Here is an 18,528-nt window from a genome sequence, read left to right as displayed (position 1 = left end):
CATGGCCAAAACCATCATCCACACCGACCGGGCCCCGGCAGCCATCGGTGCCTATTCGCAAGCCGTGCGCGCAGGCGACACCGTCTACCTGTCGGGCCAGATCCCGCTTGATCCGGCCACCATGCAGCTGGTGGACGGCATCGAAGCGCAGATCCACCAGGTGTTCAAGAACCTGTCGGCAGTCTGCGAAGCCGCCGGCGGATCGCTCAATGACCTCGTCAAGCTGAATGTCTACCTGACGGACCTCTCTCACTTTGCCAGGGTCAACGAAATCATGAGCCAGTACGTCAGCGAACCGTTCCCGGCCCGCGCAGCCGTCGGCGTGGCCTCGCTGCCGCGCGGCGCCCTGGTGGAAGCCGAAGGCGTGCTGGTGTTCTGAAAACCCGCAATTGATACCTTGCCCGCCACCCGCCATTCCGGCGGGTTTTTTCTGGTCCGGCGATTCAGGCACTACATTGAATACATCCTGAATGGTCTGGAATCCTGTCATGTGGTCTGTCGTGCGCATCCTGTGGTTTTGTCTGTGGTGGACGGTTGCTCCGGCGTGGGCGCAGACACCTCCGCCAGTGCCGGCTGCCGTACCTGCCAGCGCTGTCCTGACGATCGACCAGCGCGACGTGATGACTTTCCGGGTGCCGCTGCTCGGCTATCCGCCCGCCGACCGGGCCTCCATTGCCACCGAGCGCATCCGCAACATGCTGTCTGCCGGTGCAACCCGCCCGGTCACCATGCAGCGGGCCGGCCAGAATTACTACATCGAGATGGACGGCCGCTACCTCTTCACCGTCCAGCCTGGTGATGCCAACCCGCTGACGGCAGAAACCCAGGAGCAGGTGGCACAACATGCAGTCGACACCCTCAACCTGATCATCCGCGAACGAAACGAGCTGGCCGGTCCCGGCCAGCTGGCACTGGCACTGCTGAAAGCGGCACTGATCATCCTGATCACCGCCCTGCTGATCAATTTCGGCATCCGCATCCGTCGCTGGTGCGTGCACTGGATCGACAACCACTGGCCACGCGAAGTGAGCTGGCTGGCCGGGCCACTCTGGCTGCGTTCGGCCTACCGCTTTACCCATCTGGTCCATGCCCTGTGGGTGCTGGCACTGCTCTACACCAGCCTCAGCCTGCTGCTGTCGGTGTTCCCGCTGACCCGCGCCTGGGGCGAGGCGCTGAACCAGTACCTGCTGGACCTGCTGTTCCGGTTTGGCGATGCACTGGTCGAAGCCCTGCCCGGCCTCGGCGTGGTCATCGCCATACTGGTCCTGACCCGCATCACGGTCCGCCTGCTGGGCTACGTGCTGTCCCGGGTGGAAAAAGGCGAGCTGGAGCTGCCGTTTTTCGACCAGGACACGGCCGGCACCACCCGCAAGCTGCTGACCGTGCTGCTCTGGCTGTTCGCCCTGGCCATGATTTACCCGTATCTGCCGGGGTCCAACACCGAGGCTTTCAAGGGTCTGTCGGTCGTACTGGGCCTGATGGTGTCGCTGGGTGCATCCGGCGTGGTCAGCCAGTTTGCCAGCGGGTTGATCCTGATCTATTCGCGCTCGCTCAAGGTCGGCGAATACGTCAGCGTGGCCGGCGAGGAAGGCACGGTGCAGGCCATCGGCCTCTTTGCCACCCGCATCCACACCAACATGCGCGAAGAAATCAGCATCCCCAATTCGGTGCTGGTCAGCCAGAGTGTCAAGAACTACTCGCGGCTGGCAGCGGGCGGCGGCGTCATCAGCAGCGTCCAGCTCACCATCGGTTACGCCACCCCCTGGCGCCAGGTGGAAGCCATGCTGCTGGAGGCTGCGCACCGCACCCGCGGCGTGCGGCAGGAGCCGGCGCCCTTCGTGTTCCAGACTGCCCTCAGCGATTTCTACGTTGAATACAGCCTGCGCGTCTCGCTGGACGAACCGGCCCAGCGCGCCCGGATCCTCGACGAGCTCAACAGCCATATTCTCGATGTCTTCAACGAATACGGCGTGCAGATCACTTCGCCCCACTACGAGGGCGATCCGGCCGAATTGCAGGTCGTGCCGCCAGCCAACTGGTATGCCGCACCGGCCCGTCCGCCCCAGGACCGGCCAGCCTGAAAAAACAACGCCCCGGCAAGGCCGGGGCGTCGGAAACTGCATTGCTGCGGACCGGGTCAGAGGTTCTTGACCAGCACCCAGCCGATCAGGACCGGTGCGAAGTAGCGGCAGGTAATCTTCATGGCCGGCAGCAGCGGGGCAAAACGGCTGTTGGCGATCAGCTGGGCCGAGACCACGTCCCACACCTTCCAGCCGGCCAGGATGGCGGTAAACACGCCCCCCAGCGGCATCAGCAGATTGGACGTTGCATAGTCCAGCAGGTCGAACACGCCTTTGCCGAACACGGTGTAATCCGCCCAGATGCCCAGCGACAGCGAGGCCGGCACACCGAGGGCAAACATCAGCAGCGCCATCACGATGGCAGCCGGCACCCGCTTCATGCCGAATTCATCGATCATGAAGCTCGTCACCACCTCCATCAGCGACACCGACGAGGTCAGCGCAGCCACCAGCAGCAGGGTGAAAAAGGCAATGGCAAAGAACTGGCCGCCGACCATGTGCGAGAACACGGCAGGCATGGTGATGAAGGTCAGCCCCGGGCCGGCGGACGGGTCAAAACCGAAGGCAAACACTGCCGGCAAGACCATCAGGCCCGCGAGGAAGCACACCAGCGTCGTCAGCGTCACCACCCACATGGCTGAGCCTGGAATCGACGTGCTCGACTGCACGTACGAACCGTAGGTGATCATGGCGCCCATGCCGAGGGACAGCGAGAAGAAAGCTAGGCCCAGTGCATCGATCACGGTCGAAGCCGTCACCCGCGAGAAATCCGGCGTCAGGAAATACGCCACCCCTTCCATCGCGCCCGGCAGGGTCAGGCCGCGCACGATCAGGCCCAGCATGAGGATGAACAGCGCCGGCATCAGGAACTTGGACAGTTTTTCAATGCCGTGCTGCACACCGCCCAGCACCACGCCGACGGTCAGCGCCATGAAGCCGGCGTGATACCACAAGGGTTCGGTCGGGTTGGCGATGAACCGGCCGAATGCCTCGCCCAGCGCCTTCGGGTCGCTCGACAGCGCAGTGCCGCCGATCGACTTGACCAGATAGGCGATGGTCCAGCCACCGACCACGCTGTAGAACGACAGGATCAGGAAGCCGACCAGCACACAGATATAGCCGACCACCGACCACGGCTTGCCGCCGAGCTTGCGGAAAGTGCCGACGGCGCTGTCATGCGCAGCACGGCCCATGGCCATCTCGGCCATCATCAGCGTCACCCCGAGCGTGAACACGAACGCAAGGAAAATCAGCAGGAAGGCACCGCCACCGTTCTGGGCAGCGACGTAGGGAAATTTCCAGATGGCGCCAAGGCCGATGGCCGAGCCGGCAGCAGCAAGAATGAAACCGAGGCGAGAGCCCCATTGTGAACGAGCCATGTAAACAGTCTGAATCAATCGGATTGGCAGAGCACGGCCACAGCCAGCTTCAGGCTGGCGGCCGTGCGGCGAAAGTGGAGCTGAGCGCATGGCCTGCATGCACGGAACTCTCCCGACTGTGGGTGAGCGGAAACTTGCCGCGACCGCCGCGTTTGTGACGCGCGGTCGTTCTGGGTTCCGGTTCCAACTCCGATCGCCTCCGGGAAGCCTTCCGTTTTGCGGAATGAATCACTGACCCGGAGAAGTTCCGTAGACTATATACAAAGTCATTATCGGTTTTAAGAATAAATATTCGGTATTGCAGCCATAAATCCCTGTTTTTATCCTGACAAAACAGCAGGATAAATATCTGCGCGCCACAATCTGCCTGACATCGGCATATTTCGGCAGCTTTTTGGCGATTTTTCCGGACCGTTCCCTGAAAACGCTGTTTTTTCCGGCCAGACACGCCAGGATTGTGAAGTTTTTAACAGGAGGGTCCTGGCACATGAGAAAACAGCCCCTGCGGACTGAACCACAGGGGCTGACGAATGGTTTGCAGCTGATCAGCGGCAGGCGTCGGCCAGAATCCTGGCAGCGCGTTCGGCATCAATACAGCCGGATTCACCCAATGGCAGCATATTGTGCTGTTTCAGTGCCTCAAGAATGTGGCTGGCGCAATCAACATCTTCAATGTCGGTATCACGCAGGCACACCGGCAGGCCCAGCGCACGGTAAAACGCCTCCAGCGCCACGATGGTGCCGCGCGCCAGCTGTTCGCCTTCACCGGTCAGGCCAAACACCCGGGCGCCCATCCGCTCCAGCCGCGCCTGCTTTTCCGGCAGGGTTTCGCGCAGCAGGGCCGGTTGCACCAGGGTAAGAGTGCGTGCGTGGTCAAGGCCGTAGCGGGCGGTGAATTCGTGCCCGATCCGGTGCGTGGCCCAGTCCTGGACCACGCCCTGGCCAATCAACCCGTTCAGCGCCTGGTTGGCACTCCACATCAGCGACTCCAGCCATTCAGGCTCGCGGCGCATGTCAAAGCGCTGAGCCAGGTCGTGCAGCGTATTCAGCAGCACTTCGGCGTAGCCGGTCTGTACCGGGGTCTGGCCGGGCCGGGTCAGATACTGCTCGCAGACATGCACAAAGGCATCGGCCAGTCCGTTGACCAGCTGGCGGTCCGGCAGACTGGCCAGCACCGAAGGGTCAAGCACGGCAAAGTGCGGATAGACATGCTCGCTGGCAAATGCCAGTTTCTCGCCCGTGGCGCGCCGGCTGACGACCGAATTGACATTGGATTCCGACCCGGTGGCGGCCAGGGTCAGCACCACGCCCAGCGGCAGCGCGGCCTGCGGTACGTGGCGGTGCGTCAGGATGTCCCAGCCTTCGCCGTCGTAGCAGGCGGCAGCGGCCACGTATTTGGCACCGTCAATCACCGAACCGCCACCGACGGCCAGCACATAGTCCAGACCTTCGGCCTTGGCCAGGGCCACTGCGCGGTCCAGCGTCGAGACATCGGGATTGACTTCCACCCCGGCAAACTCCACCACAACACGCTCGCCCAGGGCAGTGCGCACCTGCTCCCAGACGCCGTTGCGCTTGATGGAACCGCCTCCGTACATCAGGAGGACTCGGGCGCCGGCGGGCACCAGACCGGCCAGGGCAGCAATCTGCCCCTGGCCAAAAACGATACGGGACGGGTTGGCAAAACTGAATTTCATGAATCGGCTCCTGACACCTGCCAGCCCGGGCTGGCAACAAACAAGGAGCCAATCGTCGTCCGACTCGGCCATTCCTGCAAGCCGGCTGACCTTTTTGACGACAAAACCCCCGCGGCACCGGACAGGCGCGGCGGGGGCCGGACTGCGTCAGGCGCTCAGGCTTCGATCTGTTCGAGCTTGCCCAGGAGGGATTGCAAACGCTCGGACCATTGCTTGCGTTCATCACGCAGCTTCTGGTTTTCCTCGTTCAGCATGGTGTGCTGGGCCTTGAGTTCGTCGATCTCCATTTTCATCAGCATGACCTGGTCGGTCAGGGCGCCAATCCGGGTTTCCAGCTGGTCCAGCAATTCGGTCGACATGGTTTCACTCCCTGGGTAAAGACTGCACATTCGCAAGGTGACGGGGCGACATGCCACGCATTTTTTATCGATAGTATCAACCCCGTTGCAGTTTCGGGGCAACCCGCTCCTCCGGCCGGACAACCGGCGGCATGCATCACCCGGGTTCTCTACATTTTGCGACATGCGCTTACACGCGCGCAGCCAGGCTTGCCGCATACTGGCAGTCATTCCAGCTGACGTGTCTGACCATGAAAATCCTGCACACATTTTCCGTTCTGGGCCTGGCCGGACTGTTGGCCCTGCCGGCGGCCTTTGCCAGCGGACAGGGGGACGCCCTCCTGGGAGGCGCCATTGGCGGCGGTGTCGGCGCTGCCCTCGGCCACCAGTTTGGCGGTCGTGACGGAGCCGTCATCGGTGGCGCGCTCGGCGGTGCCGCCGGGGCTGCCATCGCTGTACCGCGCGAGCGCCACTACCGGCCGGCTCCGCGCCATTACTACCACGAAAAACAGTACCGCAAACGCCATCACCGGTATCGCCGCTACCATGACTGGGACGACTGATCCTGCCGCCGGCAGTACACCGGACCGCAGCATCGGGCCTGCCCGGACCGGTCAGCGAGCGGGGGCCGGTCGGGCTTTTTCCGTAACTGCCTGAATCACCACCGGCCCGCTCCGCTACAAACCTTCACCCGGCCCGCTGCCCCGGCTGGCAGCAGGACCTGCATTCCCGATGATGGCCAGTCCGGTCGGGCCAGCCTTGCCCGCCATATCAGTCCGGCGTAACGGCAGCAACGGCCATCCCTGCCGGCTACCGGCTCCGCCTTGCACGGCCAGACGGCTTCTGTACTCGCCATCACGCCCTGCCGGTTCCATTGTGCCGCGCGGTATCTCCTTCGGGTCGTGGAAACATGCCCAGGAGCAGCATGAACACTTCCGGCTGGCCTGCCCCAAAACACCGCGTGGCGCAACACGGTAAAGGCCCGTGCCAGGCACCTGCCCCGGCCTGTTGCCCGCCGGCATGCCCTCCGCCGGCCTGGGCACCATCATGGTGCGCATCGTTGCCTTGCCCTGGCTGCAACCGCTCCTGGATACCCCGCGTGCCGGTCCGCAAGGCTGGCATGGTGCTTGCAACAGCATCCGGCATGATCCCTGACGGAGCCGTGCATCATGCCGAACCTGCATTCGCCGCCAGCCGGGCATTTCGACGAAATGCTGCTGGCAGACGGACAAGCCCGTGAGCACTACCGGCCCTATCTGGCCTGGCTGGCCGGCCGTGACGACGACTGGCTGGCCGCGCGTCGCCGTGAAGCAGACGGGCTGTTCTTCCGCGGAGGCATCACCTTCGCCGTATACGGTGACGAAGCCGGCGCCGAGCGGCTGATTCCGTTCGACGCCGTTCCGCGCATCCTGCCCGCAGCAGACTGGCGCCTGCTGGAACGCGGGCTGACGCAGCGCGTGGCCGCCCTCAATGCCTTCCTGCACGACCTCTACCACGAGCAGGCCATCATTGCTGCCGGCATCATTCCGGCCGGGCTGCTGCTGACCAACACCCAGTTCCAGATGGCCATGCAGGGCGTGGGCCTGCCCAACCGGACATACGCCCACATTGCCGGCATCGACATCATCCGCCATGCCGACGGGCGTTTTTACGTGCTGGAGGACAACCTGCGCGTGCCGTCCGGGGTGTCGTACATGCTGGAAAACCGCAAGATCATGATGCGGCTGTTTCCGGAGCTGTTTGCCCGGCAACCGGTCGCGCCGGTCGAGCACTACCCCGACCTGCTGCTGCAAACCCTGCGCGAATCCACCGAGGTCGAACAACCCGCCATCGTGGTCCTGACTCCCGGCCCGCACAACTCGGCCTATTTCGAGCACGCCTTCCTGGCCCGCCAGATGGGCGTGGAGCTGGTCGAAGGCCCCGATCTTTTCGTCAAGAACGAGCATGTCTGGATGCGCACCACCGCCGGGCCGCAGCGGGTGGACGTGATCTACCGCCGGGTGGACGACGCCTTTCTCGACCCGCTGGCCTTTCGCAGCGACTCGCTTCTCGGCGTGCCGGGCCTGCTGTCGGTCTACCGCAAGGGCAACGTGGTGCTGTCCAACGCCATCGGCACCGGCGTGGCCGACGACAAGTCGGTGTATCCCTTCGTGCCCGACATGATCCGCTTTTACCTCGGCGAAGAACCGCTGCTGGACAACGTACCGACCTGGCAGCTGCGCCGCGATGAAGACCTGGCCCATGTGCTGGCGCACTTGCCCGAGCTGGTGGTCAAGGAAGTCCACGGTGCCGGCGGTTACGGCATGCTGGTCGGGCCGGCGGCCAGCGGAGCCGAGCTGGAAAACTTCCGCGCCCGCATCCTGGCCCGGCCGGACAACTACATCGCCCAGCCGACGCTGTGCCTGTCGTCCTGCCCTACCTTTGTCGAGGCCGGCATCGCCCCGCGTCATATCGACCTGCGCCCGTTCGTGCTGTCCGGCCGCCAGACGCGCATGGTGGCCGGCGGCCTGACCCGCGTGGCGCTGGCAGAGGGATCGCTGGTGGTGAACTCGTCGCAAGGCGGCGGCACCAAGGACACCTGGGTTCTGGAGGAGTAATCATGCTGTCGCGTACCGCATCGCATCTCTACTGGATGAGCCGCTATCTGGAGCGGGCCGAAAACCTGGCGCGGGCACTGGACGTCAGCCGCGAACTGGCCCTGCTGCCGCAGGGACGCGACCTCAAGGAGGACATCGCCATCCCGCTGGCCCTGACCGGCACACGGGCAGCCTTTCTGGCCGTTCACCGCGACATCACCCCTGCCGGCCTGTGGCAGACCCTGGGCTTTTCGCTGGACGAACCGGCCTCGATCGCCTGCTGCCTGAAGCGGGCGCGCGAAAATGCCCATGCGGTGCGGGGCAGCATCACCGCCGATACCTGGGAAACCCTCAACACCACCTGGCTGGAACTGAGGGCGCGGCTGGCCGCACCGGACATTGATCCCGGAGCATTCTCCGACTGGGTCAAGGACCGCTCGCACCTCTTTCGCGGCATCGTGTTCGGCACCAGCCTGCGCAACGACGCGTTCAATTTCCTGCGGCTCGGTACATTCGTCGAGCGGGCCGACAACACCGCCCGCCTGCTGTGCGCCCATGCCGCCGTCCGCGAGCGGGGTGCCGACGCCTATTACCCGCTGCTGGCGCTGCTGCGCTCGGTCAGCGCCATCGAGGCATACCAGAGCTGCTACCGCGACAGCCTGACCCTGCGGCGGGCGGCTGAACTGCTGGTCCTGCGACCCGACCTGCCCCGCAGCCTCAAAAGCTGTCTCGACGAAATCTCCGTCTTGCTGCCGGCAGGCGGACGGCAGGTGCCCCAGGTCCGGCGGCGGGTGGCCGAGCTGGAGGCCATGCTGACGTGGGGGGACATCGACGACGTACTGGCAGAAGGACTGCCACACTATCTGGCCGGATTTCTGGACGAGCTGCACCAGCTCGACACCGGCATCCAGCACGCATACCTGGAGGCGCTATGAAACTGCTGGTCCAGCACCGCACGGTTTACCGTTACGACGAACGCGTCGCCCACAGCACCCAGTACCTGCGGCTGACACCGGCCGACTCGGCCCGCCAGCATGTGCTCGACTGGCAGCTGGGCCTGCCGGCCCGCGCCGTCCGCAGCCGGGATGCCTTCGGCAACTGGCTGCACACCCTGACGCTGGATCATCCGCACCACGAAATCCTGATCCAGGCCAACGGCACGGTTGAAACCCGCGACGGACCGGCCATCGAAACCGACCCGGCTTCGCCTCTGCCCTACCTGCGCCACACGCCGCTGACCATGCCGGACCGTGCCATCCGGCAGTTTGCCGCTCCGTTTGCCGAACTGGTCGGCAGGGAGCCTGCCACCGGGCTGGAGGCCATGCTGCATGCCCTTCTGGATGCCATGCCCTACCTGCCGGGCCGGACCGATGCCACCACTCCGGCTGCCGCAGCCTTCGCAGCCGGTGCCGGCGTCTGCCAGGACCACGCGCAGGTGTACGTCGCCGCCTGCCGCTCGCTGGGTGTGCCGGCCCGCTATGTCAGCGGCTATCTCTATGCCGAAGACCAGCCGGAAGTGGCCAGCCACGCCTGGGCCGAAGTCCGCATCGGCGACGACTGGCACGGTCTGGATCCGTCCAATGGTTGCCGGGCCGACGGCCGCTACCTCAAGCTCGCCGTCGGCATGGATTATCTGGACGCCTGCCCGGTACGCGGTGTGCGCATCGGGGGCGGCGGAGAGCGCCTCGACAGCGACGCATGGGTCGGACAGTCCCTCCAGCAACAGCAGCAATGACGACAAGGCCCCGCCATGACCTACTGCGTTGCCCTCAACCTTGACGCTGGCCTGGTATTCGCAGCCGATACCCGCACCAATGCCGGCGTCGACCACATCGCCTCGTTCCGCAAGCTGACCGTGCTGGTTGCCACGCAGGAAAGAACGGTGGTGGTACTCAACGCCGGCAACCTGGCCACCACCCAGTCGGTGCTCAATCTCGCCCGGCGACGCCAGGACGAGGCCGGGCAGCATGTCGGCAACCACAGCTGCTTTTACGACATTGCCGGTGAGCTGGGCCAGACGCTGCGCGAGGTCATCCGGCAGGAAAGCGGGGGACAGGACTGCGGCAGCGGTATTGATTTCGGCGCCAGCCTGATCGTGGGCGGCCAGATTGCCGGTGACATTCCCCGGCTTTTCCATGTCTATCCGCAGGGCAACTTCATCGAATCCTCGCCTGACACGCCTTATTTCCAGATCGGTGAAGCCAAGTACGGCAAGCCGATCCTTGACCGGGTCATCACCCTCGCCACCCCGCTGGCCGAAGCGCTCAAGTGCGTGCTGATCTCGTTTGATTCGACCATCCGCAGCAACCTGTCGGTCGGCCTGCCGATCGACACGCTGGTGCTGCCGCGTGACAGCCGGCAGCCGGTCCAGCAGCGCATCGACGCCGAACAACCGTATTACCGGCAGCTGCGCCGGCAATGGGGCGAGGGGCTGCGGCGGGTATTCGGTGAACTCGATGACGCCGACTGGATGCGGGGGCTATAACAGACACACCGTTCGCTCCGAGGAGACAAGGTCATGACCCCGATTGCCGAAAGCGCCCTTGAACAGCTCTTTCTCGCCGCCCGCACCCATCACGCCTGGCAGCCGCGCGAGGTGCCGGATTTTGTGCTCGAGCAGCTCTACGACCTGCTGCGCATGGCACCCACCAGCGCCAACTGCCAGCCGGGCCGGTTCGTGTTCGTCAAGTCACCCGAGGCCAAGGTCCGGCTGCGCTCCTGCCTTGCGCCCGGCAATGTGGAGCAGACCATGCAGGCGCCGGTGACGGTGATCGTGGCCTACGACCTCGAGTTCTACGAGCAGTTGCCGTTGCTGTTTCCGCATACCGATGCCCGCAGCTGGTTTGCCGGCAACGAGGCCCTGATCGAAGCCACGGCATTCCGCAACGGCAGCCTGCAAGGTGCTTACCTGATCATGGCCGCCCGGGCACTGGGGCTGGACTGCGGTCCGATGTCGGGCTTTGACAATACCGCTGTCGATGCCGAGTTTTTTGCCGAAAGCCGCTACCGCTCCAATTTCCTCGTCAACCTCGGTTACGGTGACGCCGCGCTGCTGCACCCGCGCAGTCCGCGACCGGCGTTCCAGGACACCTGCCGCATCATCTGACCGCAAACCGGCCGTGGTCCGCCGGCCCGACGCACACCGCCTGGCAGCACTGCGGCCAGGCAGGCTTGAGTTCACGGACGGATGTTCATTAGAATCGCCGCCCGTTTCGATCATTAATGCCCGCCTGTGCGGGCATTCGGTTTTTTCATCCCATGCTGACTTCTGCCCGTTTTCTGGTGGTGCGCCTGCTGCCAGGCGAAGAATTGCTCGCCACACTGGACCGCATCGTCTGCCATCACCAGTTGCGCGCCGCCTGGATCGCCGGCGCGGTCGGCAGCCTGTCGGTGGCCAGCCTGCGTTTTGCCGGTGAGCCGGACACCACGGTGCTGACCGGCGCGTTTGAAATCATCCAGCTGTCCGGCACGCTGGAACCGGGTGGCGCCCACCTGCATCTGGCCGTATCCGACCGCCACGGTCACATGACCGGAGGACACGCCATGCCGGGCTCGATCATCCGCACCACCTGCGAACTGGTGATCGGCGCACTGGACGGACTGGCCTTTGCCCGCCGCCCCTGCCCGCAATCCGGCTACGACGAGCTGGTGATCGAAGCGCCGGCCTTTTCCCCCTCACCGACCCTGACCGCATGAAACCTGTCTTTTCTACCCGCACGCTGACACTGATGTCGGCCGGCATCGCCATCAACATGGTCATCGGCCAGCTCGCATCCATGCTCAAGCTGCCGGTTTTCCTCGATTCCATCGGCACCCTGCTGGTGGCCCTGCTGGCCGGACCGCTGGCCGCCATGACCACCGGTCTGGTCACCAACCTGATCTGGGGCCTGATCACCAGCCCGGTGGCCGCGGCCTTTGCGCCGGTAGCCGCCGTGATCGGTCTGGTGGCCGGCGTGCTGGCGCGCATGGGCGGCTTTCGCAGCCTGCCGCGCGTCCTGCTGTCCAGCCTCGTCATCACCTTGGCAGTGGTGCTGGTGGCCACGCCGATCCGCGCCTACCTCTTTGGCGGTGCCACCGGCAGCGGTGCCGACTTCGTGGTGGCCTATTTCAACGCCATGGGCAGCAAACTGCTCGAATCGGTCGCCATTACCGTGCTGGGCGTCAACCTGGCCGACAAGGTCATCAGCGCCCTGATCGCCTGGCTGATCGTGCGCGGGCTGGCCGAGCGGACCCGCAGCCAGTTTCCGCTGGCCGCCGCGGTACGCTGATGCATCCGTTTACCGGTCTGGTCTGGCTGTTGCCGCTGCTGCTGGCAACGCTGCGCCTGTCCGGCCCGCTGTGGCTGGGCCTGTTGCTGGCCGGTCTGCTGGCAGCACTGCTGCTGTGGCCTGCGGCACGACCGCGCCGCAAGGCCTGGCTGTGGGTGATGCTGCCGCTGGGACTGGGGCTGCTGCTGGTGCATGGCCAATGGCTGAACGGCTGGCTGGGCCAACCGCCGGCCAGCGACCGGATGGCCATTCTGCAACCGGCGCTGCTGCTGTGGCTGCGCGTCGGCACGGTTCTGGCCGGCACTCTGCTGTGGCTGTCCGGTACGACACCAGCCAGGCTGACCCGTGCCCTGCTGGCCAGTCGTTTGCCGGCCGGTCTGGCCTACCTGCTGGCCAGCCCGCTGCTGCTGTCCGAGCAGCTCAAGAGCCGGCTGGCGGCCATCATTGAAGCCCAGACTGCACGCGGGCTTGACCCGCGCGCGGGCTGGTGGCGACGCCTCGGGCATCTGGTTTCGCTGGCCGCTCCGCTGATCAGCTGGACGCTGGCCGATGTCAGCCACCGGGCCGCGGCACTGGAGTCGCGCGCCTTCCGCCGGCAACGGCATCGCACCACGCTTGATGCTCCTGCCAGCAAGCTGGCCGACCGCCGCTTGCAGCAGGCCGCTGGGCTGGCAACCATCATTCTGGCCGGGAGCTGGTTATGGCACTGATCCACCTGGCCGACGCTTCTCTCACCCGCAGCGGTGCCTCCGCACCAGCCCTGGCAGGACTGGCGTTTTCCGTTCCTGCCGGAGAAACACTGGCGGTCTGGGGCGGCAACGGCAGCGGCAAGACCACACTGGCGCACTGGCTGGCCGGCTGGGTGCCGGAACTGCTGGCGGCCAGCACCGAAGGAACGGCCACCTTTGACGGTATGCCGCTGACCGGCCGGCGGCCGGCCGACTGGGCGACCGACATCCAGTATGTCGGCAGCACACCGGCCAGCCACCTGACCGGCTGTGCCTTCAGCGTGGCCGAAGAAGTAGCGTTCGGCCCCGAGAACCTGGGCCAGTCACCGGACGCCATCCGCCAGGTGGTCAACACCAGCCTTGCGCTCTGTGATGCCGGCCATCTGGCCCACCGGCATCCGGCCAGCCTCTCGGGCGGGGAAACCCAGCGGGTGGTGCTGGCCGCCGCGCTGGCGATGCAGCCGCGCCTGCTGGTGCTGGACCAGGCATTCAGCCGCCTGACGCCGGCCGCTGCCCGCAGCTGTCTCGATACCTTGCACCGGCAGGTGCGCGGGCAAGGCTTGGCGCTGGTGCTGCTGGAATCACACTTTGACCTCGCCGCCCGCTACGCTGACCGGGCCGTCGTGTTGCAGGCCGGCCGGCAGGTGGCCAGCGGCACGCCGCGCGAGGTGATGGATACGGCCTTGCAGCATGTCACCGCCTGCGATGCCCTGCGTGCGGCACAGGCTGCCCGCGCTGCCGGACACTGGTGCCCGGACATTCCGGCCCCCGTCACGCCACTGGAAGCTTTGCAGGCATTTGCGGCCCAGAAATGAACTCCGGCAAGCCCGGGCTTGCCGTCATCATCGCCGGGCCTGGCTTGCAGGTCATGGATCATCCCCCTGCCGGGGGACCGGAAAGGAAGTCCCGACACATGCTGGAATTGGAACAGGCCGGCTTTGACTGGCCGGACGGCAGCCGGCAGCTGCAAGACATTTCCCTTACGCTGGCCGCCGGTGAATGCGCGGCCCTGGTCGGGGCCAACGGCGCGGGCAAATCCACCCTGCTCCGGCTGGCGTGCGGCCTGCTGCGCCCTGGTTCCGGCCGGGTGCGCCTGGCGGGTGTGGATACGCGCGAGGCCCGCCCGCCGGCACTGGCCCGGCTGGCCGGGCTGATGTTCCAGGAGCCGGAGCGGCAGATCTGTCACGCCCGGGTGGATCTGGAAGTCGGCTTTGCCCCGCGTCTTGCCGGTAGAACGGCAGCAGACATCCGCCGCCGGGTGGACGAGGCACTGGCCCTGACCGGACTGGAAGCCATGGCCCGGGCACATCCGCTGGACCTGGACGCCGGCGCGCGCCGCATGGTGACGCTGGCCAGCCTGATCGCACAGGCGCCCGGACTTTTGCTGCTGGACGAGCCGACCCGCGATCTGGATGCGGTCTGGCTGGCCCGGTTCGAGCGCTGGCTGGAGCACGCCAGGCATCAGGGGCAGGCCGTGCTGATGATCAGCCATGACCTTGATTTCGTGGCCCGCCATGCGTCACGCGTGCTGCATCTGGCAGAGCACCGGCTGGTGGCGGACGGCCCGCCGGAACGGGTGCTGGCCGATCCGCGCCTGCAATCGCTGGACGAGCTGCCGGCGCCTACCTTGCCGGCCCTGGGCCGGGGCCTCGGGATGCAGCCTGTCAGCCAGCCCGAGGCATTCGCCGCACAATGGGACGCATCCTGGCAAGATCGCCAAAACGGCCGGACGGCATGACAGGATATAATGCACATCCTGTTCATTCATGCCGGCGACACCGTCCATCATGCCCTACGCTCTCGTGCGACCGCTGCTTTTCAAGCTCGATCCTGAAAACACCCATCACCTGACTCTCAACACTCTGCGCACGCTGAACAACTGGGGACTGGACGGCTTTATCCACAAACGCGTGGCCGAGTGCCCGGTCGAGGTCATGGGACTCAAGTTCCCCAATCCGGTCGGTCTGGCTGCCGGTCTGGACAAGAACGGTGATTACATCGATGCACTGGCGGCCATGGGTTTCGGTTTCATCGAAATCGGCACCGTCACGCCCCGGCCGCAGGGTGGCAATCCCAGACCGCGGATGTTCCGCCTGCCGGCGGCCGAGGCACTGATCAACCGCATGGGCTTCAACAACGAAGGCGTGGACACGCTGGTCGCCAATGTACGGCGCGCCCGCTATCGCGGCATCCTCGGCATCAATATCGGCAAGAATGCCACCACGCCCAACGACAAGGCGATTGATGATTATCTGTACTGCCTCAACCGGGTCTACGAACACGCAAGCTATATCGCCGTCAACATTTCGTCGCCCAACACCAAAAACCTGCGCGACCTGCAATCGGGCGATGCACTGAATTCCTTGCTGAGTGCGCTGCGCATGCGGCAACTGGAGCTGGCCGACCAGCATGACCGCTACGTGCCGGTTGCCATCAAGATTGCTCCGGACCTTGAGCCGGGCATGATCGGCGAGATTGCCGACCTCCTGGCCTATCACCGCATGGATGCCGTGATCGCCACCAACACCACCATCTCGCGCAACGGCGTGTTGCACCTGCCGGGCGCGGTCGAGCTGGGGGGATTGTCCGGTGCGCCACTGGTCAGCCGCTCGACCGAAGTCATCACGGAGCTGTCGACGGCACTGGCCGGTCGCCTGCCGGTCATCGGCGTGGGCGGCATCACCCGCGGCACCGATGCCTGGAACAAGCTGGAAGCTGGTGCCACGCTGGTACAGGTCTACAGCGGACTGGTCTTCCGGGGACCTGGACTGATCGGCGACGTGGCCGATGCCTGCCAGTACTACTACGAACAGAATCCGGACAAGCGCGTGTTCAAGCGCGTCGTGCCGGTTACCGCAGAGGCTCCGGAGACTGCCGGCGACCCGGCAGCCGCAGAGGGCGCTCCGGCAACCGTCGCCCCGGGCGAGTTGGCCATTTCGCTGGATGAACCCGATCAGCCGCAGGGCGTTGCACCGGAACAGGCCACTGACAGTGCGGCAGAGGCCGCTCCCGCAGCCCTTCGGTCCGATACCTCGCCCAGGCAGCCCTGAGGCCGGTGATTTCGGGTGGCCAGCCGGCCGGTCGCACGGTATGGTGGTAAGTGCTTAATCGTTTTTCCGGAGCTTTACCATGTCCTATCTCCGTCCTCTCGCCCTTTTGGTACTGGGCGCCGTCACCTTGACCGGTTGTGCAACCTACTCGCCTGACGTGTATCAGGCCGGGCAGGTCCAGCAGGTCCAGTCTGTCGAGCTCGGAACGGTCGAGGCCGTGCGCAGCGTGCAGATCCAGGGCAAAAGCAACGAGCTTTACACCCTGGGCGGCACGGTGCTGGGCGGACTGGCCGGCAGTACCATCGGTCGTGGCACCGGCTCGGTGGCCGGTGCCGTGGCAGGTGCCATGCTGGGTGGTACGGCAGCCAATGCGCTGCAATCCAGTGGCGGTACCCAGCCCGGCCTGTCGATTACCGTGCGTCTGGACAGCGGCCGTCTCGTGAACATCGTGCAGAACGCCAACGTCAACATCCAGCCGGGGCAACGCGTCCAGGTGCTTTCCGGCGCCGGAGCTGCCCGGGTGGAGCCCATCTGAACAGCCGACCCGATCCTGCCGTCCGTAAAAAACACGGCTCCGGATTTCCGGAGCCGTGTTCTTGTGTCTGCCAGACTACTCAACCGAGCAGGAAAAATTCCACCAGCACGTTTTTCAGGACAAATCCCAATACACCGACAAACAAGGCCAGAAACAGCACGAACGTGCCAAAACGCCCTGCACCGGACTTTTTTCCCAGGTCCCAGATAATGAATGCCATAAAGCAGATCAGACCGCCAAGCAGCACAATCATCGACAGATTGGTAAACTGCTCTTCAGTCATGTGGCTTAAAAATTCCATCTTTTTGATCAGTCCCTTGCAGTAGGTGCCTGATTATACCCTCCGCCTCGGCGCGTGCATGCCATGTGTTTTCCGGCCCGACGCAAGGCGTGCATTCCGGCATCTGGCAAAAAAGACAGAGGCCATTCGTCTTTCCTGCCAAAACCGGCAGCTTCCCCCGCCTTTTCCGGTATTGTCAGCATTTACATCCGCATACAATTAAATGCGCACATTTTTTTACTGTCATTCGCTTTGACATAAATAAATACCATCACGATACTCGCCAGTCATGAGCGAATGCCATGCTTGAGGAGGACTTTCTTTCTGCCGGCATCCGCCCCCGTCATGTCATTTCTGAAAAACCGTGAACCAGGGAGCGTTATCCATGCATGCCCAAAAGCTGTTGTTAGTTTCTGCCGTGACCCTCGCCCTGGCTGCATGCGGCCAGAAAGAAGCCGCACCGACCCAGGCCGCCACTGCCGAGCCGGGTGAAGTAGTGGTCAAGATCGGTCATGCCGCACCGCTGTCGGGCCCGGTTGCCCATATGGGCAAGGATGCAGATAACGGGGTGGCCATCGCCCTGGATGAAGCCAATGCAGAAGGTCTGGTCATCGGCGGCCAGAAGGTCAAGTTCGAACTGGTCAGCGCCGACGATGCCGGCGATCCGAAAACCGCTACCCAGGTTGCCCAGCGCTTTGTCGACGACAAGATTGTCGGCCTGGTGGGCCACCTGACCTCGGGTCCGACCATCACCGCATCGAAGATCTACGCCGAAGCCGGCATCCCGCAGATCACCCCGTCGGCCACCAGCCCGCAAGTGACTTCGCAAGGTTACAAAAACGTCTTCCGCATGATTGCCGATGACGTGCAGCAAGGCCAGGCCATGGCCGAATTCGTGGTCAACAAGCAAGGCATCAAGAAGATCGCCGTGGTCGACGACCGCACGGCCTATGGCCAGGGCGTGGCTGACGAATTCGAAAAAGCCGCCAAGGCTGCCGGTGCCGAAATCGTCAAACGCGAATTCACCAATGACAAGGCCACGGACTTTACCGCCATCCTGACGGCCATCAAGGCCGCCAACCCTGATGCCATCTACTACGGCGGCATGGACGCCCAGGCCGGACCGATGGCCCGCCAGATGCAGAAACTCGGCATCAAGGCCAAGCTCTTCGGCAGCGACGGCCTCTATACGCCGGTATTCCTCCAGCTTTCCGGTGATGCCGGCGAAGGCCAGTACTCCAGCCAGCCGGGCGCTCCGCGCGACAAGCTGCCGGGCTACACCTCGTTTGAGGAAAAGCTGAAGGCCAAGACCGGTGCCGGTGTCGTGCTGTACTCCACCTATGCCTATGACGCTGCCCGTGTGCTGGTCGATGCCATGAAGCGCGCCGACTCGGTTGATCCGGCCAAGTATCTGCCGGCCGTGCAGCAATCGAAGTTCAACGGTGCCACCGGTCTGGTCGAATTCGACGAAGCCGGCAACCGCAAGAACGGCGCCGTGACCATCTACCAGGTACGCAACGGCCAGTGGGAAATCGCCGACGTGGTGGGTGGCGGTCAGTAAACCCGTTCCAGCCCTCATAAAGCCACTCCTCCCGG

Annotated in this window: 20 protein-coding genes and 1 pseudogene; 17 read left to right on the top strand and 4 right to left on the bottom strand. The window is 64.5% G+C overall.

Annotated features, from left to right (window positions below):
* Nucleotide 1: 1 nt before the first annotated feature.
* Nucleotides 2-379, top strand: coding sequence for a deaminase RidA (gene ridA / locus G542_RS0103155; RefSeq protein ID WP_027823354.1), 378 nt, complete (start codon nucleotides 2-4; stop codon nucleotides 377-379).
* Nucleotides 380-488: 109 nt separating this feature from the next.
* Nucleotides 489-2,081, top strand: a complete 1,593-nt coding sequence (locus G542_RS15745; RefSeq protein ID WP_012697412.1) for a mechanosensitive ion channel family protein — start codon at nucleotides 489-491, stop codon at nucleotides 2,079-2,081.
* Between the two features lie 56 nt (nucleotides 2,082-2,137).
* On the opposite strand, the gene G542_RS0103145 is transcribed toward G542_RS15745, so the two are convergent.
* The 3 genes from G542_RS0103145 to G542_RS0103135 form a co-directional block, all read right to left on the bottom strand.
* Nucleotides 2,138-3,460, bottom strand: a complete 1,323-nt coding sequence (locus G542_RS0103145) for a sodium-dependent transporter (RefSeq protein ID WP_027823353.1) — start codon at nucleotides 3,458-3,460, stop codon at nucleotides 2,138-2,140.
* Nucleotides 3,461-4,005: 545 nt separating this feature from the next.
* Nucleotides 4,006-5,157, bottom strand: a complete 1,152-nt coding sequence (locus G542_RS0103140; RefSeq protein ID WP_012697414.1) for an iron-containing alcohol dehydrogenase — start codon at nucleotides 5,155-5,157, stop codon at nucleotides 4,006-4,008.
* A gap of 155 nt (nucleotides 5,158-5,312) precedes the next feature.
* A complete protein-coding gene (locus G542_RS0103135; protein ID WP_012697415.1) occupies nucleotides 5,313-5,516 on the bottom strand; it encodes a cell division protein ZapB in 204 nt (67 codons plus the stop codon).
* Between the two features lie 230 nt (nucleotides 5,517-5,746).
* On the opposite strand from G542_RS0103135, the gene G542_RS0103130 reads away from it, so the two are divergent.
* The 14 genes and pseudogenes from G542_RS0103130 (at nucleotide 5,747) to G542_RS0103060 (ending at nucleotide 16,652) form a co-directional block, all read left to right on the top strand.
* Nucleotides 5,747-6,058 (top strand): hypothetical protein, encoded by a 312-nt coding sequence (locus G542_RS0103130; RefSeq protein ID WP_012697416.1) that lies wholly within the window; start codon nucleotides 5,747-5,749, stop codon nucleotides 6,056-6,058.
* A 421-nt stretch (nucleotides 6,059-6,479) separates the two neighbouring features.
* Nucleotides 6,480-6,650, top strand: coding sequence for a hypothetical protein (locus G542_RS18380; protein ID WP_012697417.1), 171 nt, complete (start codon nucleotides 6,480-6,482; stop codon nucleotides 6,648-6,650).
* A gap of 14 nt (nucleotides 6,651-6,664) precedes the next feature.
* Complete coding sequence (locus G542_RS0103115; protein WP_012697418.1) at nucleotides 6,665-8,092, top strand: circularly permuted type 2 ATP-grasp protein; 1,428 nt, start codon at nucleotides 6,665-6,667, stop codon at nucleotides 8,090-8,092.
* A gap of 2 nt (nucleotides 8,093-8,094) precedes the next feature.
* Nucleotides 8,095-9,006: an alpha-E domain-containing protein gene (locus G542_RS0103110; protein WP_012697420.1), complete on the top strand. Its 912-nt coding sequence runs from the start codon at nucleotides 8,095-8,097 to the stop codon at nucleotides 9,004-9,006.
* Nucleotides 9,003-9,806 carry a transglutaminase family protein gene (locus G542_RS0103105; protein ID WP_027823352.1) on the top strand — a complete coding sequence of 268 codons (804 nt, stop codon included), beginning with the start codon at nucleotides 9,003-9,005 and terminating at the stop codon, nucleotides 9,804-9,806. Before G542_RS0103110 ends, G542_RS0103105 begins: the two co-directional genes overlap by 4 nt.
* Before the next feature lie 15 nt (nucleotides 9,807-9,821).
* Nucleotides 9,822-10,556, top strand: coding sequence for a proteasome-type protease (locus tag G542_RS0103100; protein WP_012697422.1), 735 nt, complete (start codon nucleotides 9,822-9,824; stop codon nucleotides 10,554-10,556).
* Nucleotides 10,557-10,589: 33 nt separating this feature from the next.
* A complete protein-coding gene (locus G542_RS0103095) occupies nucleotides 10,590-11,177 on the top strand; it encodes a malonic semialdehyde reductase (protein WP_012697423.1) in 588 nt (195 codons plus the stop codon).
* A gap of 152 nt (nucleotides 11,178-11,329) precedes the next feature.
* A complete protein-coding gene (locus tag G542_RS0103090; RefSeq protein WP_027823351.1) occupies nucleotides 11,330-11,767 on the top strand; it encodes a PPC domain-containing DNA-binding protein in 438 nt (145 codons plus the stop codon).
* A complete protein-coding gene (locus tag G542_RS0103085; RefSeq protein WP_027823350.1) occupies nucleotides 11,764-12,339 on the top strand; it encodes an ECF transporter S component in 576 nt (191 codons plus the stop codon). The genes G542_RS0103090 and G542_RS0103085 overlap by 4 nt, the downstream gene beginning before the upstream one ends.
* Nucleotides 12,339-13,049 carry an energy-coupling factor transporter transmembrane component T gene (locus G542_RS0103080; RefSeq protein ID WP_027823349.1) on the top strand — a complete coding sequence of 237 codons (711 nt, stop codon included), beginning with the start codon at nucleotides 12,339-12,341 and terminating at the stop codon, nucleotides 13,047-13,049. The genes G542_RS0103085 and G542_RS0103080 overlap by 1 nt, the downstream gene beginning before the upstream one ends.
* Nucleotides 13,040-13,882, top strand: a complete 843-nt coding sequence (locus G542_RS15740; protein ID WP_051189875.1) for an energy-coupling factor ABC transporter ATP-binding protein — start codon at nucleotides 13,040-13,042, stop codon at nucleotides 13,880-13,882. Before G542_RS0103080 ends, G542_RS15740 begins: the two co-directional genes overlap by 10 nt.
* 98 nt (nucleotides 13,883-13,980) lie before the next feature.
* Nucleotides 13,981-14,805: an energy-coupling factor ABC transporter ATP-binding protein gene (locus G542_RS15735; RefSeq protein WP_081666736.1), complete on the top strand. Its 825-nt coding sequence runs from the start codon at nucleotides 13,981-13,983 to the stop codon at nucleotides 14,803-14,805.
* A gap of 49 nt (nucleotides 14,806-14,854) precedes the next feature.
* Nucleotides 14,855-15,859: pseudogene (locus G542_RS15730) on the top strand (quinone-dependent dihydroorotate dehydrogenase); the annotation flags it as partial.
* Nucleotides 15,860-16,196: 337 nt separating this feature from the next.
* On the top strand, nucleotides 16,197-16,652 hold the full coding sequence (locus G542_RS0103060) for an outer membrane lipoprotein (protein ID WP_012697430.1): 456 nt from the start codon (nucleotides 16,197-16,199) through the stop codon (nucleotides 16,650-16,652).
* Nucleotides 16,653-16,731: 79 nt separating this feature from the next.
* Here the strand turns inward: G542_RS0103060 and G542_RS0103055 are convergent, their stop codons facing one another.
* A complete protein-coding gene (locus G542_RS0103055; RefSeq protein WP_027823348.1) occupies nucleotides 16,732-16,935 on the bottom strand; it encodes a DUF2788 domain-containing protein in 204 nt (67 codons plus the stop codon).
* Nucleotides 16,936-17,317: 382 nt separating this feature from the next.
* Here G542_RS0103055 and G542_RS0103050 point away from each other — a divergent pair, with 382 nt between their 5' ends.
* Nucleotides 17,318-18,493 carry a branched-chain amino acid ABC transporter substrate-binding protein gene (locus tag G542_RS0103050; protein WP_027823347.1) on the top strand — a complete coding sequence of 392 codons (1,176 nt, stop codon included), beginning with the start codon at nucleotides 17,318-17,320 and terminating at the stop codon, nucleotides 18,491-18,493.
* The last annotated feature ends 35 nt before the right edge of the window (nucleotides 18,494-18,528 follow it).

This window comes from Laribacter hongkongensis DSM 14985, from assembly GCF_000423285.1.
Taxonomy (GTDB): Bacteria; Pseudomonadota; Gammaproteobacteria; order Burkholderiales; family Aquaspirillaceae; genus Laribacter; species Laribacter hongkongensis.
Note: the sequence above shows the minus strand (reverse complement) of the source record. Positions and strands in the feature narration are given on the sequence as shown.